Source organism: Leifsonia sp. 466MF (genome assembly GCF_900100265.1).
GTDB lineage: Bacteria > Actinomycetota > Actinomycetes > Actinomycetales > Microbacteriaceae > Leifsonia.
In genome coordinates, this window is the sequence record NZ_LT629696.1 from 2,499,090 (window position 1) to 2,513,199 (window position 14,110).

Below are 14,110 nucleotides of genomic sequence, written 5' to 3' on the forward strand. Positions count from 1 at the left end.
CCGCCCGGTGGGTCGCGACACGCCGTTACCGCGCCCGCCTCCGGATCCGTGGGTCGCAACACGCCGTTACGGCGCGCGCATTACGGCGTGTTGCGACCCACGGATGCGTGGCGGCGGACGCACGAAGCGCCGGCCCTGCGAACAGGACCGGCGCTTCGGTGGGAGGTGCGGGGCGGTTACGCCGCGAGCGGGAGTGCCGCAGGAGCCGCGGCGACCCGCAGGTCGCCGGCCTCGGCGTCCACGATCACACGGCCGCCCTCGGAGAGCTCGCCGCTGACCATGAGCTCGGCGATGCGGTCGTCGACCTCGCGCTGGATGACGCGGCGGAGCGGGCGGGCGCCGTACTCCGGCTCGTAGCCGGCGTCGGCGATCCAGGCGACTGCCGCATCCGTCGCCTCGAAGGCGATGTCGCGGGCGGACAGCCGGGAGGCCGTCGCGGTGAGCAGCAGGCGGACGATGTCGCGGAGCTGCTCGGCATCCAGCTTCCGGAACAGCACGATCTCGTCGATGCGGTTCAGGAACTCGGGGCGCATGGCCTCGCGCAGCTTGCCCATGACCCGGTCGCGGATGTCCTTTTCCGAGGAGAAGCCGTCCGAGCCGGCCGGGACGAAGCCGAGCGCGCCGCTCCGCGACGCCAGGAACTCCGAGCCCAGGTTGGAGGTCATGATGACGACCGTGTTCCGGAAGTCGACCGTCCGGCCTTGGCCGTCGGTAAGGCGGCCGTCGTCGAGCACCTGCAGCAGCAGGTTGAACACGTCCGGGTGGGCCTTCTCGATCTCGTCGAACAGCACCACCGAGTACGGGTTGCGGCGCACGCGCTCGGTCAGCTGACCGGCCTCGTCGTAGCCGACGTACCCGGGAGGGGCGCCGACCAGACGCGCGACCGTGTGGCGCTCGCCGAACTCGCTCATGTCGAAGCGCAGCATCGCCTTCTCGTCGCCGAACAGCGACGACGCGAGCGACTTCGCCAGCTCGGTCTTCCCCACGCCCGTCGGGCCGAGGAAGAGGAAGCTGCCGACCGGGCGGCGCTCGTCACCGAGGCCGGTGCGGTTGCGGCGGACGGCCTTCGCGACCGCGACGACCGCGTCGTCCTGACCGATCACGCGGTGGTGCAGCTCCGACTCGAGACGCGCGAGGCGCTCACGGTCGGCCTCACCGATGCGCGACACCGGGATGCCGGTCGACCGGGACACGATGGCCGCGATCTCGGGCTCGCCGACGACGGCCTCGACCCGCGGGGCGGAACCGAGCTCGTCCAGCGAACGCTGCACGGCCTCGATCTCGTCACGCAGACGCGACGCCTCCTCGTAGTGCTCGGCCGCGACGGCGGAGTTCTTCTCGGACTCCAGCGTGGCCAGGCGCTCCATCAGAGCGGACGTGTCGACGCGCTTGCCCAGCGACAGGCGCAGACGCGCTCCGGCCTGGTCGATCAGGTCGATGGCCTTGTCGGGCAGGAAGCGGTCGGAGATGTACCGGTCGGAGAGCTCCACGGCGGCGCGGATCGCGTCGGCCGTGTAGGTCACGCCGTGGTGCTCCTCGTACGCGGCACGGAGGCCGTCGAGGATGAGGACCGCGTCCTCCACCGACGGCTCGCCGACGGTCACCGGCTGGAACCGGCGCTCGAGCGCCGGGTCCTTCTCGATGCGGCGGTACTCCTTGAGCGTCGTCGCGCCGACCAGGTGCAGGTCGCCGCGGGCCAGGCGGGGCTTCAGGATGTTGCCCGCGTCCATCCCGCCGGACTCGCCGGACCCTCCCGCGCCGACCACGGTGTGCAGCTCGTCGATGAACACGATCAGCTCGTCCTTGCCGTCGCTGATCTCGTCCATGAGCTTGGTGAGCCGCTCTTCGAAGTCGCCGCGGTACCGGGTCCCCGCGACCATGCCGGCCAGGTCGAGCGAGACGACCTTCTTTTCCTGCAGCTGCTCGGGCACGTCGCCGGAGACGATCGCGCGGGCGAGGCCCTCGACGATCGCCGTCTTGCCGACGCCGGCCTCACCGACCAGCACCGGGTTGTTCTTGGTGCGGCGGGAGAGGATCTCGACGGTCTGCTCGATCTCGTCCAGGCGTCCGATCACCGGGTCGAGCTTGCCGTCGCGGGCGAGCGCGGTCAGGTCGGTGCCGAACTGGTCGAGCATCGGGGTCTGCGAGTCGTCCTGCGCGGCGTCCGCGTCGCCCGGCTGGCCGGCGCCGACGGTGGTGCTCTGACGCATCGCCTCGGTCAGGGCCTCCGGCGTCACGCCGGCGGCCTGCAGCACGCGACCGGCCGGGGCGTCCCGCCCGATCACGAGCGCGAAGAAGACGTGCTCGGGGTCGATGTAGGTCGAACCGGAGGCCTGCGCCACCTGGTACGCGTGGAAGAGGGCACGCTGGAGCGGCCCGGTGATGGATGCGCCGTCCGCCTGGATCACGTCGCCCGCAGCGGGCAGGCGCGACTCGGCGGCCTCGGCCACCCGGGAGGGGTCGACGCCGATGCGGCGCATGGCGTCGGCGGCCGGCTCCTGCTCGGCCATCACGCGCAGAACGTGCAGCGCGTCGAGCTCGCTGTGGCCGTGCTGCAGCGCGAACCGTCCGGCCTCCGCCAGGATCTCCTGGGTACGCCGACTGAGGAAGCGGCTGATGTCGATGGAGCGTGCGTTACGCGCACGCTCACCCGCGAGGTACCGGGCGAGGAACTCGTCGAACGAGTTGGCGCCGTCACCGTCGGGAGTGAAGTTCTCAGGCACGTGTTCTCCTGTTTCTGAAAGTTGAGCCTTGTGCACTCAAGTCCAACGCAGGAGGGGCGGCCTTATTCCCGTGTGCCCGATTCCGTCATGCCCCGAAGCCTCCCGACCCGTCACTCACCCGAATCGAGGGCGTCGAGCGCGGCCGCATCCTCCGCCGACAGCTCGAAGTCGACGTCGGCGTTCTCGCGGATGCGCTCGGGCGTCGTCGACTTCGGCAGCGGCAGGATGTCCTTCTGCAGCAGGTAGCGGATGCTCACCTGGGCCACCGACTTGCCGTACTTGTCGGCGATCTCCTTGATGTCGCGGTTGTCGAGCAGGCGCCCGGTCGCGAGCGGCGAGTAGCCCTCGACGAGGATGTCGTGCTCCTTGCTGTACGCCGTCGTCTCGGGCTGGGTGTTCCCGACGAACCAGCGGATCTGGTTCGCGTGCGGCACCACCTCGGTGGCGTCGATCAGCGACTCGAGGTCGGCGACTTCGAAGTTGCTGACGCCGATCGAGCGGGTGCGCCCCTGCTCGTAGAGCTCCTCGAAGACCTTCCACACCTCGATATTGCCCGCCCGGTGGTCGCTGCCGATGGCGTTCCACGGCCACGGCGCGTGGATGAGATAGAGGTCGATCGGGCCGAGGTCGAGCAGCGCGGTGGACCGGTCGAAGGCGTGCCGGGCGCCGTCCGCATCCTTGACCTCGGCGGGGCACTTGGTGGTGATGAAGAGCTCTTCGCGCGGGATGCCGCTGTCGCGGACCGCGCGGCCGACGCTGGCCTCGTTGCCGTAGGCGCGCGCGGTGTCGATGTGCCGGTAGCCCGCGTCGAGAGCGGTGCGGACCGAGTCGTACGTCTCGGAGCCGTCCGGGATCTGCCAGGTGCCGAACCCGATCTTCGGGATGGTGACGCCGTTCGACAGGGTGAAGGTGTCGGTGAGTGCGGGCATGCGTTGTTCCTCTCTCGGAAGGATGCGGTGCCGCACATCGTAGCCCGCGCGCGGGATCAGTCCACCGGCTCCGGGCTCCCGTTGCGCAGGTGCTCGTAGACGACGCTGGTGCGCACATCGGCGATCTCCCGGCGCTGCGTCAGCCGGTCGATCACGAACGCGTACAGGCTCTCGTTGTCGGCGACGGCGACGTGGACGATGAAGTCCTCGTTGCCGCTCGTGACGAAGACGCCGAGGGTCTCGGGAAGTGAGGCCACCCAGTCGCGAAACCCCTCGATGACCGGCCGGGACGGCGGGCGGATGCGCACAGCGATGAGCGCCTGAACGGGCCGGCCGATGGATGCGAGGTCGACATCCAGCACCGCCCCGCGGATGATTCCCTTCCGCCGGAGCGCCCGCGTCCGTTCCAGCGCGGTGCTCGGCGAGACGCCGACGGCCGCGGCGACGTCGCGATTGCTCTTCCGTGCATCCGACTGCAGTTCGCGCAGGATCGCCCGATCAAGTTCGTCCATGACGCCCAGGATAGAGCACGCGCCGAACGAAGTTCGGGGTTCAAGCGCTGTCTCCTCGGATTCTGTAGCTTCGACCCCATCTCACCGAACGAGAGGACTACGAATGGCGGATCAGGTCGGCTTCCTGCCCGACGAGGTGGACACGGCGGCGCCCACGCGCGCGGCGCGCCTGAAGTGGGTCGTCGTCGTCGACGAGTCCCTTCCGACGGGCATCGCGGCCAACGCGGCGATCTGCACCGCAGCGGCGACGGCTGCGGGCGTCACCGGGCTGCTCGGACCGGACGCGGTGGATGCGGACGGCAGCACGCATCCCGGGCTCCCGTGGGCGGGATGCTCGGTGCTTCGCGCGAGCGGTGAGCAGCTGGCGGCGATCCGGGCGAAGGCGGCCGCATCGGAGGGCGTCTTCGTTGCGGACATGCCCGCCGCCGCGCAGCTGACGCGGGTCTACGACGAATACCTCGAGACGGTCGCCGGGACAGCATCCGACGCCCTCCCCTGCTACGCGGTGAGCGTGGTGGGTCCCCGAAACCGCGTCGACAAGATCGTAGGGCGGCTCGCCCTGCTCTGAGTGCGCGCCCCTGCCCGATGTCGGTGCCCCGCGGTAGCGTCGCCCCATGCAGATGGTTCTCGTCCCCGGTTTCTGGCTCGGCGCCGACGCGTGGCGGGAGGTGATCCCGGCCATCGAGAGCGCGGGCCATACGGCGCATCCGCTCACGCTTCCCGGCCTCGAGTCGCGCGACACCGACCGCAGCCGCATCCGTGTGCGCGACCATGTGGATGCGATCGTGCGCGCCATCGACGAGCTGGGCGGCGACGAGCGGGATGTGGTGCTCGTCGGTCATTCCGGCGGCGGCCCCCTGGCCTATGCGGCCACCGGCGAACGTCCGGATCGCGTTGCGCGCACGGTGTACGTCGACTCCTGGCCGCTCGGGCCCGGCGGGTCCGTCGCACCCGACCTGCCGGCGGCCGACGGCCAGGTCGAGCTTCCCGACTGGGAGGACTTCGAGGATGCCGACCTCATCGACCTGACCGACGAGCAGCGCGACGAGTTCCGCCGGATCGCCGTGCCGGAACCGGCCGATGTCGTCGCCGGTCCGATCGAGCTCGCCGACGACTCCCGCCGGCGCGCGGTGCCGGCCACCATCGTCGCGTGCGAGTTCACGCCCGCCGACCTGCGCTCGTGGCTCGACGGCGGCGAGCCGGCCGTTGCCGAGGTCGGGCGCCTTGAGCGCTGGGACGTGGTGGAGCTGCCGACCGGGCACTGGCCGATGTTCACCCGGCCGTCGGAGCTGGGCGCGCTCCTGGCAGAGCTCGCGGACCGCTGAGCGCTGCGAGATCGCCGTAGCCATGACGGAGATGCTGGATCGCGACGAGGCGCGCCGCATCGCGGTGCGCGCGCAACGGCTCGACGCCGAACGGCCGGTCGGCCTCGTCCCGCTGGTCGAGCACCTGACCTTCCTGCAGCTCGACCCGACCGCCGCCATCGCCCCGAGTGCGGACCTGATCGCCTTCACGCGACTCGGGGCGTCGTATCGACCGGAGCAGCTCGCCGAGGCGGTCGAGCACGACCGCACCCTGTACGAACTGAAGGCGCAGGACGACCCTGTGCAGCCTCCGTTCGCCATGGTCCGCCCGGTGACCGATCTCGGGCTGAACCTGGACCGGATGGCGGCCGGTCCCATCCACCGCGGGTGGCGGGCGTGGCTCGAAGCGAACCCGAGGTTCCGGCGCGACGTGCTCGACCGGCTGCGCGACGCGGGTCCGCTGCTCTCGAAGGACATCCCGGACACGGCGGAGGTGCCCTGGCAGTCGAGTGGATGGACGCACGAGAAGAACGTCACCCACATGCTGGAACTGCTGCAGGGTCTGGGCGAGGTCGCCGTCGCCGGGCGGATCGGCCGCCAGCGCACGTGGGACCTCGCCGAACGGGTGTACCCGACCGGCATCGAGGTCGTCCCGGAACCGGAGGCAACCCGGCTGCGCGATGAGCGCCGCCTGCGCGCCCTCGGCATCGCCCGTCCGCAGCTCGTCGGAGACGCGGGCGTCCCCGTGCGCGTCGAGGGCAGCGACCGCGAGTGGCGGGTCGATCCCGCCGCTGTCGGCCACCCGTTCGCCGGCCGCACGGCGCTGCTGTCGCCCTTCGATCGGCTCATCCACGACCGGGTGCGGTCGCAGGAGCTGTTCGGGTTCGAGTACCTGCTGGAGATGTACAAACCGGCCGCGAAGCGCCGCTGGGGCTACTTCGCGTTGCCGATCCTGCACGAGGACCGCCTGGTCGGTAAGCTCGACGCCGTGGCGGACCGGAAGGCCGGAGTGCTGCGCGTCGCCGCGGTCCACGAGGACGAGCCGTTCGGCCCCAGCACACGCGACGCCGTCGATGCCGCGATCGACGACCTGGCCGCGTGGCTGGGGCTGACGGTCACCCGAGACTGACCGCCCGGCGGTGCCGGACCGCCCTGCGGCGCAGGGTCAGGCCGCGTCCTTGCCATGCGGGTCGGACGCGTTGAGCACCTCGACCACGCGGTCGTAGTCGCCGCGCGCCTCGCCGTAGCGCAGGAACTTCACGCGCTCCACCTGGAGCTCCTTCGCGTCGGGCTGCGTCTCGATGAGCGTCATGACCTCGCCGACGAACTCGTCGAGCGGCATGGCGACCGCGCTCTCCTCCTGGCCCGGCAGGAGGCCCGTACGGACCGACGGCGGCTCGAGCTCCACGATCCTCACGGTCGTGTCCGCCAGCTGCAGCCGGATGCTCTCGCTGAGCATGTGGATGGCCGCCTTGCTGGCGTTGTAGCTGGGCGTCGCGGCGAGCGGCGCGAACGCCAGGCCGGACGACACGGTGACGATGGTCGCGTCCGGACGGGTCTGCAGGTGCTCGACGAAAGCGGCGATCAGCCGGATCGGCCCGAGAACGTTGGTGGTCACGACCGACTCGGCGGAGGCGAGGAATCCGGCGGGCGTGTGCCAGTCCTCGACGCGCATGATTCCGGCCATCGCGATCAGCACGTTGAGGTCGGGATGAGAGGCCAGCACCTCGGCGGACGCGGTGCGGATGCTCTCGGCGTCCGCGGTGTCGATCCGGACGGTGTCGATGCCGGGGTGCTCCGCGGCGATCCGCTCGAGCAGCTCGGTGCGTCGGCCGCCGACGATGACGGAGTTGCCGCGCTCGTGCAGAGCCACGGCGAGGGCGAGCCCGATGCCGCTGGTGGCGCCGGGGATGAAGACGGTGTTCCCTGTGATGTTCATGCCTCCACTGTGCGAGCGCCGTGCCAGGCGAGGAAGTGGAGCGGTCATCCAGGGATCGCCGATCCCTGGTTCGCGGCAGCGGTCAGCGTCATCATGGAGAGATGGACCGTGCCGCACTCGCCGACTTCCTGCGCCGCCACCGCGAGACGCTGCGCCCGGAGGACGTCGGACTCCCGAACGGACTCCGCCGTCGCGCGCCCGGGCTCCGTCGCGAGGAGGTCGCCCTGCTCGCCGCGATGTCCACCGACTATTACACGCGGCTGGAGCAGCGCCGGGGGCCGCAGCCCAGCGAGCAGATGCTGTCGTCGCTCGCCCGGGCGCTCCGCCTCACCGACGACGAGCGCGACTATCTGTACCGGGTCGCGGGTCACAACACCCCCGACCGGTTCTCGGGCGGCGGCCACGTCTCCCCCGCGCTGCAGCGCGTGCTCGACCGGCTCGAGGACACCCCGGCGCTGGTGCTCTCCAATCTCGGCGAGACGCTCGTCCAGAACCGCATGGCGGTCGCGCTGCTCGGCGACCGCTCCGGCTACACGGGTCTCGCCCGCAGCGAGTACTACCGCTGGTTCACCGATCCCGACAACGCGCGAGCGCAGTACCCGGAGGAGGACCGCGCCCGCCAGAGCCGCGCACAGGTCGCCTCGCTGCGGGATGCGTACGGAGCACTCGGTCCGCGCTCGCGCGCCGGCGAGCTGGTCCGGGCGCTGCTGGCGGAGAGCCCGGAGTTCGCGGAGCTGTGGGAGCGTCACGAGGTCGCCCGTCGCTTCGAGGACCACAAGACCCTCCTCCATCCCGAGCTCGGCGCGATCGAGCTCGACTGCCAGGCGTTGTTCACCGAGGACCAGTCGCAGTGCCTGCTGGTGCTGACGGCCGCTCCGCGCACCGAGGCCGCCGAGAAGCTGGCGCTGCTCAGCGTGCTGGGCACCCAGTCGTTCGCCGCCGCGACACCGCGGGAGTAGCCTGGCCGCGTGGGCGAAGCGCGATGGAGCCGGGACGACGCGGTCATCCGCTGGCTGCTGGAGGGCGACCCCGCCATCCGCTGGCAGACGCTGCAGGATCTGCTCGGAGCGCCGGCGGACGAGGTGGCCGAGGAGCGCTCCCGCGTCGAGCGTGATGGCTGGGGCGCCGAGCTGCTGCGCCGCCAGGACGACCGCGGGACGTGGGGCGGGACGGTGTGGAAGCCGGAGGACCGCGACGCCACCGACAGCATCGTGCTGCTGCTCGGGCTGTTCGGCGCGGAGGGCGAGCGGACGCGCGAAGCCATCGACCGCGTGGCCGCCAACGTCGACTGGGGCGAGGAGTGGGATGACAGCCCTTTCTTCGACGGAGAGGTCGAGCCGTGCATCAACGGCCGGGTGCTCACCGCGGCGGCGGCGCTCGGCCGGCCCGCGGACGTTCTCGTCGAGAAGCTGCTCGACGGCCAGCAGACCGACGGCGGGTGGAACTGCTACGCCGAGACGAAGGATGCGCCCGGCTCGTTCCACAGCACGATCTGCGTCGTGGAGGGCCTCGCCGCCTATCGCGATGCGACCGGGCGCACCGATCTGGACGATCCGCTGAAGCGCGGTCAGGATTACCTGCTGGTGCGCGGGATGATGCGGCGCCGGTCCACCGGCGAGCTGATCGACGAACAGTGGCTGCGCTTCTCCTTCCCTTATTACTGGCATTACGACGTGCTGCGCGGACTCGACCACCTGCGCGCTTCCGGCCTCACGGCCGAGGGGTGGATCGCCGAGCGCATCGCCGAAGCGGTCGAGGCCGTGCTCTCCCGCCGCGGACCGGACGGTCGCTGGACGCTCGACCGGCTGCTGCCGGGCCGGCCGGCCATCCCGCTCGAGGAGATCGGCGAGCCCAGCCGCTGGAACACGCTGCGGGCCTTGCGCGTGCTCGACTGGGCGGGCGTACAGTCCAGGGCATGACCGCTCGCACCCTGCTCCTGATCCGGCACGGCGAGAGCACGGCGAACGTGGCCGCGGCCGCCGCGGAGGTGGCCGGAGCCGAAGTGATCTCCGTCGAGGCGCGCGACCCCGACATCACGCTCTCGCCGCTCGGCGAGCTGCAAGCCGCCGCCCTCGGCGCCCGGCTTCGCGACGCGCTCCCGTCGGACGCCGTTCTATTCAGCTCGCCCTACCGCCGTGCCATCCAGACCGCCCGGTTCGCGCTCGGCGAGGAGGTGCCGCTGCGGCTCGACGAGCGCCTGCGCGACCGCGAGCTCGGCATCCTCGACCGCCTCACCGCCCTCGGGGTGGAGCGGCGGCTTCCGCTGGAGGCCGAGCGCCGGCGCTGGGCGGGCAAGTTCTACTACCGCCCGCCGGGCGGCGAGTCGTGGACGGATGTGGCGCTGCGCATCCGCTCGTTCCTGCGCGATCTCCCGGAGACCGGCACGGTCGTCGTGTTCGCCCACGACGCCGTGGTCAGCCTTTTCCTGTACGTGCTGCTGCGCATGACCGAGGGGCAGCTCGCCGAGCACCTGCTGACGCATCCCGTCGCGAACGCCTCGGTCACCGAGTTGACCGGCGACGGCGCCGAGTGGACGTTGCGGGCATTCGCCGACGACGCCCACCTCGCGGTGGCCGGGCTCCCCGCCACCCAGCACCCCGGCCAGGCGCGCACCGATGCGTGAGCGCACGACGACGCCCGCACCGGAGCGCGTCACCCCCGAGCTGCTGCGCGCCTGGCCGCTGCCCCAGCCGTCCGGATCCAAGCGGTCCCGTGGCGAGGTGCTCGTGGTCGGCGGTGCCCTGCGCTCCCCCGGCGCCGCCTTGCTCGCCGGGCGTGCGGCCCTGCGGGTCGGAGCCGGGAGGCTGACGCTCGCGGTCGGCGCGTCCGTCGCCGCCCCGGTCGCCGTGGCCCTGCCGGAGTGCGGCGTCGTGCCCCTTCCCGAGACCTCGTCCGGAAGCGTGCGCGGTGCCGGTGTCCGCGCCGCGGCCGCCGACCTGGCGTCCGCAGACGCCGTCCTCATCGGGCCGGGACTGGACGACGCTGCGGAGACCGCCCGGATGCTGCCCCGCGCCGCACACGCCGCAGGCCACGACACCGTGCTCGTCCTCGACGCCTACGCCCTCGGAGCCCTCGCCGGGCATCCGCGGCTGGTCGGGAACGTCCCGCGCATCCTCACTCCCAACACCGAGGAGGCGGCGCGGCTGCTCGGCCGGGACACCGACGACCTGGATGCCGACACTTTCGAACTCGCCCGCCGCTACCGCGCGACCGTGAGCTGTTTCGGACGGGTCGCCTCCCCCGACGGCCGGTTGCTGACCGTCGGCAACGGGGACCCCGGCCTCGGCACCTCCGGCAGCGGGGATGCGCTGGCCGGCGCGATCGCCGGGCTTGCCGCGCGCGGCGCCGACCCTCTCCAGGCCGCCGTGTGGGGCACCTACCTGCACGCTTCGGCGGGCGACGCGCTCGCCGCGAGTGTCGGCCGGCTCGGCTACCTGGCCTCCGAGATCGTCGACCGCCTCACCGTGGAGCTCGACGCCCTCTCCTGACCCCGGCGGCAGTTCGGCATCAGCCGCGGAATATGTCTAGCCGCGCGAACAGGTGCGGCGTTACTCTCAGCCCACATCCAGGCTCGCCGAGCTGGAGTGGAGAGGGGAAACCGAACATGGACTGGAGCAACTTCTGGAGCGTCATCTGGCTCTTCTTCTGGAGCTTCGCCTTCGTGGCCTATCTGTTCGCACTGTTCGCGATCATCAGCGACCTGTTCCGTGATCACAAGCTGAACGGGTGGTGGAAGGCGCTGTGGATCATCTTCCTGATCTTCGTGCCCTTCCTGACGGCGCTGGTGTACCTGATCGCCCGCGGCCCCGGCATGGCGGAGCGCAACCAGAAGGAGGCCAGGCAGTATCAAGCGGCCACGGACGACTACATCCGGCAGGTCGCCGGATCGAGCCCGGCGGACGAGATCGCCAAGGCGAAAGCGCTGCTCGACAGCGGCGCGATCACTCCCGATGAGTTCGCGCACCTGAAGGCGCACGCACTCAGCAGCCACGGTGCGACGGGCGGGTCGGCTCCGGCCGCCTCCGCAGCGGCACCCGCGGCACCCGCCGCACCGGCCGGACCGGCGACACCGCCGCCGGCAGCGCCGACGGTCTGACCCCCGCGGTCGGGCGTTCGTCGTGACGAACGGGCGCGGCGCAGCAGTCGCCAGACGACTGCGGCGTCGCGTCCGGTCCGGCCACGCCCTCCCGGCGGATGAGCCGGCGCACACGCGGGCCGCTTCGCGGCTCTTGACGCAGAAATGGAGCGGCTCATGACCCAGGATGCCCCCATCCCGGCACCGCCCTCGGCCCCGGCGGAGCCCGACCACCGGACCGGCCGTCGCTGGCCCTTCTCGCGCAGGCGCAAGCACCCCGTCGCACCGGCGGAGCCCGTCGACCCGGACACCGAACTGGGGCCGGCCGGCGGCATGGGGCGCGGCGTGCGCATCCTGCTCGGCCTGGCGGCCGGTGTGGTGATCTCGTTCGGGATGGCCGCGATCGGCGGCATCCTCGCCCCGACCCTGCTCGCGCTCGTCCTGACGATCTGCGCCCAGCCGGTGCGGGTCTGGCTGGAACGCCACGGCACCCCGCAGGGCCTCGCCACGGGCGCGGTCGGCCTGACCGTGTTCGCCCTGCTCGCCGGGTTCATCGCCGTGCTGTGGATCGCGACCGCGCAGTTCATCGGGATGCTGCCGCAGTACAAGCCGCAGCTCCAGCAGCTCGGGACGGAGTTCACGAACTGGCTGCAGAGCATCGGCGTCGGGCAGCAGCAGGTGCAGCAGATCAAGGCGGGTTTCGATCCGGGAACCTTCCTGTCGTTCTTCGGCGGCCTCCTCGGCAATGCGCTGGGGCTGGTCGCGTTCCTGGTGATCGTGCTGACGATGCTCATCCTCATGCCGGCGGATGCCGCATACACGCCGACCCTGCTGCGACAGCTGCAGCCGACCCGGCCGAACCTGGTCTACGCGTTCGGCGGCTTCGCGCACTCGGTGCGTCGGTACATGGTGGTCACCACGCTGCTCGGCATCGTGCAGGGCGTGATCAACGGGGTGGCGTTGTGGCTGCTCGCAGTCCCGGCCGCTCTGCTGTGGGCGATCCTGTCCTTCCTGTGCAGCTTCATCCCGAACGTCGGCTACTTCATCGCCATCGTGCCGCCCCTCGTCTTCGGGTTCCTGACCGGCGGGTGGGGCACGGTCGTGGCGATCATCGTGATCTACGGGGTGATCAACGCCGTCGTGCAGTCGATCGTGCAGCCGAAGGTGGTCGGCAACGCCGTCGCCCTCAGCCAGACTCTGACCTTCTTCTCCGTGCTGTTCTGGGCCGTGGTCCTCGGCCCGATCGGCGCCATCCTGGCGATCCCGCTGACATTGCTCGTCCGCGCGGTGCTCGTCGACTCCGACCCGAGGTCCCGCCTGTGGCGGCCGATCATCGGCGACCTCACGCACACGCGCGAGCTGATGAAGGAGCAAGCCGTCGAGCGGAAGACGGAGCGCAAGCAGCAGCACGCGCAGAAGTAGTGGGGAGCGGGGCTTCGCGAACCCGCGACGCCCCGGGGACGAGACGCCGGACTAGACCCCGCTGCCCTGCACGGACAGGTCGCCCCCGCCCTCGACGGTCAGGCGCCGGCCGATGCGGACCAGCTGCGGCTCCTCGGTGAACGCGCCCGCGAAGAGCGCCTCGCCCTTGCGGAAGGTCGGCGACTGCTCCAGCAGGTGGTGCGGCACGAAGCCGAAGACCTCGGCCAGCTCCGCGAGGTCGCGCGGCGAGTTCATGCGCATCAGGCCGAGGTTGTCGCACTGGGAGAGCACGTTCGGGTGGATCTTGGTCGGACGCTGGGTCGACAGGAACAGCCACAGCCCGAACTTGCGGCCCTCCGCGGCGATCTGGATGAGCTGCTCGGTGACCTGCGCCTCCACCGTGGTGCGAGCGACCGGCGGGCAGAAGTTGTGCGCCTCGTCGATGACGATCAGGAGCGGCCGCCGCTCCATCCGACGCTCCCACAGCTGTTCGAGGATGCCGAGGGCCGCCGCCTGCGGCTCCCCGGGGTGAGAGAAGCCGCCCAGATCGAGCACGGTGGCGCGCGGCCGCTCGTCGACGACCGAGGCCGCGGATCCACCGCCCATCGCCCACAGCGGCCAGTCGAGGATCTGCAGGTTGTCGATACGCAGCCCGAGCCGCCGGTGGGCGGGGTCGTCCGCCTCGAGCAGCGAGCTGAGGAACGTCCCGCGCTCGAAGTGCTCCGGCCGCGCCTCCAGATGCAGCAGCGCGTTGAACTCCTCCGCGTCCGCGATGGGGTCGAGCCGGCCGACGGCTCCCTTCGAGCGCACGCTGAGGTCGATGAAGCGGATGCGCACCTGCGGCTCCCGCGGAGTGCTGGAGTGCAGCACGCGGATGTCGAAGCCCTCCCACCGCTCGGCCGCGTCTCCGTCGGATCCGTCGCGTGTGTGCGCGAGCTCCACGAAGTCGGCGTTCGGGTCGAGCACGGCGACGGGCAGCTCGGTGTGGAGCAGCAACTGCTCCAGCACCACGCCCAGCGCGTAGGTCTTGCCCGAGCCGCTCTGGCCGCACCAGAACGTGTGCCTGTTGAAGCGCGAGCCGTCGATGATGGCGGGTCGTTCCGGTGTATCCACCGTGGTGCCGACAGTGAGCGGGATCATCCGGCTCGTCCCCCGTTCTGCGGCCGTGTCCCGTCCGCGTGGCGCCGATGCTAGCGCGGGGCCACC

General features: G+C 71.4%; 14 protein-coding genes. 9 read left to right on the forward strand and 5 right to left on the reverse strand.

Translation table 11 applies throughout. The annotated features are described in order from the left end of the window. Positions 1-176 precede the first annotated feature (176 nt). The 3 genes from BLR91_RS11960 to BLR91_RS11970 all read right to left on the reverse strand — a co-directional run bounded on the left by BLR91_RS11960 (position 177) and on the right by BLR91_RS11970 (position 4,164). Positions 177-2,723 (reverse strand): ATP-dependent Clp protease ATP-binding subunit, encoded by a 2,547-nt coding sequence (locus BLR91_RS11960; RefSeq protein WP_089875123.1) that lies wholly within the window; start codon positions 2,721-2,723, stop codon positions 177-179. Positions 2,724-2,833: 110 nt separating this feature from the next. After that, entirely contained in the window at positions 2,834-3,652 is an 819-nt protein-coding gene (locus BLR91_RS11965) for an aldo/keto reductase (RefSeq protein ID WP_089875121.1), read from the reverse strand. Between the two features lie 56 nt (positions 3,653-3,708). Then, entirely contained in the window at positions 3,709-4,164 is a 456-nt protein-coding gene (locus tag BLR91_RS11970; RefSeq protein WP_089875120.1) for an Lrp/AsnC family transcriptional regulator, read from the reverse strand. A 103-nt stretch (positions 4,165-4,267) separates the two neighbouring features. Between BLR91_RS11970 and BLR91_RS11975 the strand changes: the two genes are divergently transcribed. Genes BLR91_RS11975 through BLR91_RS11985 form a run of 3 tightly spaced genes read left to right on the forward strand, consistent with a single transcriptional unit; the run spans position 4,268 to position 6,597 of the window. Beyond that, on the forward strand, positions 4,268-4,732 hold the full coding sequence (locus BLR91_RS11975) for a DUF2000 domain-containing protein (RefSeq protein ID WP_089875119.1): 465 nt from the start codon (positions 4,268-4,270) through the stop codon (positions 4,730-4,732). 46 nt (positions 4,733-4,778) lie between these two features. Continuing rightward, complete coding sequence (locus tag BLR91_RS11980; RefSeq protein ID WP_089875117.1) at positions 4,779-5,489, forward strand: alpha/beta fold hydrolase; 711 nt, start codon at positions 4,779-4,781, stop codon at positions 5,487-5,489. A gap of 22 nt (positions 5,490-5,511) precedes the next feature. Then, positions 5,512-6,597 (forward strand): DNA glycosylase AlkZ-like family protein, encoded by a 1,086-nt coding sequence (locus BLR91_RS11985; RefSeq protein ID WP_089875115.1) that lies wholly within the window; start codon positions 5,512-5,514, stop codon positions 6,595-6,597. Positions 6,598-6,633: 36 nt separating this feature from the next. On the opposite strand, the gene BLR91_RS11990 is transcribed toward BLR91_RS11985, so the two are convergent. Further along, positions 6,634-7,407, reverse strand: a complete 774-nt coding sequence (locus tag BLR91_RS11990) for an SDR family oxidoreductase (protein WP_089875113.1) — start codon at positions 7,405-7,407, stop codon at positions 6,634-6,636. A 101-nt stretch (positions 7,408-7,508) separates the two neighbouring features. Here BLR91_RS11990 and BLR91_RS11995 point away from each other — a divergent pair, with 101 nt between their 5' ends. From BLR91_RS11995 to BLR91_RS12020, 6 genes are all read left to right on the forward strand, one after another. Then, positions 7,509-8,366 (forward strand): helix-turn-helix transcriptional regulator, encoded by an 858-nt coding sequence (locus BLR91_RS11995; protein ID WP_089875111.1) that lies wholly within the window; start codon positions 7,509-7,511, stop codon positions 8,364-8,366. A 9-nt stretch (positions 8,367-8,375) separates the two neighbouring features. Next, the gene (locus BLR91_RS12000) at positions 8,376-9,326 is read left to right on the forward strand and encodes a hypothetical protein (RefSeq protein ID WP_089875109.1); all 951 of its coding nucleotides are present in this window, start codon (positions 8,376-8,378) and stop codon (positions 9,324-9,326) included. Continuing rightward, positions 9,323-10,030, forward strand: a complete 708-nt coding sequence (locus BLR91_RS12005; RefSeq protein WP_089875107.1) for a histidine phosphatase family protein — start codon at positions 9,323-9,325, stop codon at positions 10,028-10,030. Before BLR91_RS12000 ends, BLR91_RS12005 begins: the two co-directional genes overlap by 4 nt. Continuing rightward, the gene (locus BLR91_RS12010) at positions 10,023-10,895 is read left to right on the forward strand and encodes an NAD(P)H-hydrate dehydratase (RefSeq protein WP_089875106.1); all 873 of its coding nucleotides are present in this window, start codon (positions 10,023-10,025) and stop codon (positions 10,893-10,895) included. Before BLR91_RS12005 ends, BLR91_RS12010 begins: the two co-directional genes overlap by 8 nt. 116 nt (positions 10,896-11,011) lie before the next feature. Next, positions 11,012-11,503, forward strand: coding sequence for an SHOCT domain-containing protein (locus BLR91_RS12015; RefSeq protein WP_020075280.1), 492 nt, complete (start codon positions 11,012-11,014; stop codon positions 11,501-11,503). Positions 11,504-11,659: 156 nt separating this feature from the next. After that, complete coding sequence (locus BLR91_RS12020) at positions 11,660-12,904, forward strand: AI-2E family transporter (RefSeq protein ID WP_089875104.1); 1,245 nt, start codon at positions 11,660-11,662, stop codon at positions 12,902-12,904. Between the two features lie 51 nt (positions 12,905-12,955). Here the strand turns inward: BLR91_RS12020 and BLR91_RS12025 are convergent, their stop codons facing one another. Then, positions 12,956-14,044, reverse strand: a complete 1,089-nt coding sequence (locus BLR91_RS12025; RefSeq protein WP_089875102.1) for an ATP-binding protein — start codon at positions 14,042-14,044, stop codon at positions 12,956-12,958. Positions 14,045-14,110: the final 66 nt, after the last annotated feature.

What these genes read in the sequence shown, in the direction of transcription:
- BLR91_RS11995 (WP_089875111.1), top strand. Translation starts at nt 7,509, where the DNA reads ATGGACCGTGCCGCACTCGCCGACTTCCTGCGCCGCCACCGCGAGACG.
- BLR91_RS12005 (WP_089875107.1), top strand. Translation starts at nt 9,323, where the DNA reads ATGACCGCTCGCACCCTGCTCCTGATCCGGCACGGCGAGAGCACGGCG.
- BLR91_RS11980 (WP_089875117.1), top strand. Translation starts at nt 4,779, where the DNA reads ATGCAGATGGTTCTCGTCCCCGGTTTCTGGCTCGGCGCCGACGCGTGG.
- BLR91_RS11965 (WP_089875121.1), bottom strand. Translation starts at nt 3,652, where the DNA reads ATGCCCGCACTCACCGACACCTTCACCCTGTCGAACGGCGTCACCATC.
- BLR91_RS12015 (WP_020075280.1), top strand. Translation starts at nt 11,012, where the DNA reads ATGGACTGGAGCAACTTCTGGAGCGTCATCTGGCTCTTCTTCTGGAGC.
- BLR91_RS11975 (WP_089875119.1), top strand. Translation starts at nt 4,268, where the DNA reads ATGGCGGATCAGGTCGGCTTCCTGCCCGACGAGGTGGACACGGCGGCG.
- BLR91_RS11970 (WP_089875120.1), bottom strand. Translation starts at nt 4,164, where the DNA reads ATGGACGAACTTGATCGGGCGATCCTGCGCGAACTGCAGTCGGATGCA.
- BLR91_RS12025 (WP_089875102.1), bottom strand. Translation starts at nt 14,044, where the DNA reads ATGATCCCGCTCACTGTCGGCACCACGGTGGATACACCGGAACGACCC.
- BLR91_RS12010 (WP_089875106.1), top strand. Translation starts at nt 10,023, where the DNA reads ATGCGTGAGCGCACGACGACGCCCGCACCGGAGCGCGTCACCCCCGAG.
- BLR91_RS11990 (WP_089875113.1), bottom strand. Translation starts at nt 7,407, where the DNA reads ATGAACATCACAGGGAACACCGTCTTCATCCCCGGCGCCACCAGCGGC.
- BLR91_RS12020 (WP_089875104.1), top strand. Translation starts at nt 11,660, where the DNA reads ATGACCCAGGATGCCCCCATCCCGGCACCGCCCTCGGCCCCGGCGGAG.
- BLR91_RS11985 (WP_089875115.1), top strand. Translation starts at nt 5,512, where the DNA reads ATGACGGAGATGCTGGATCGCGACGAGGCGCGCCGCATCGCGGTGCGC.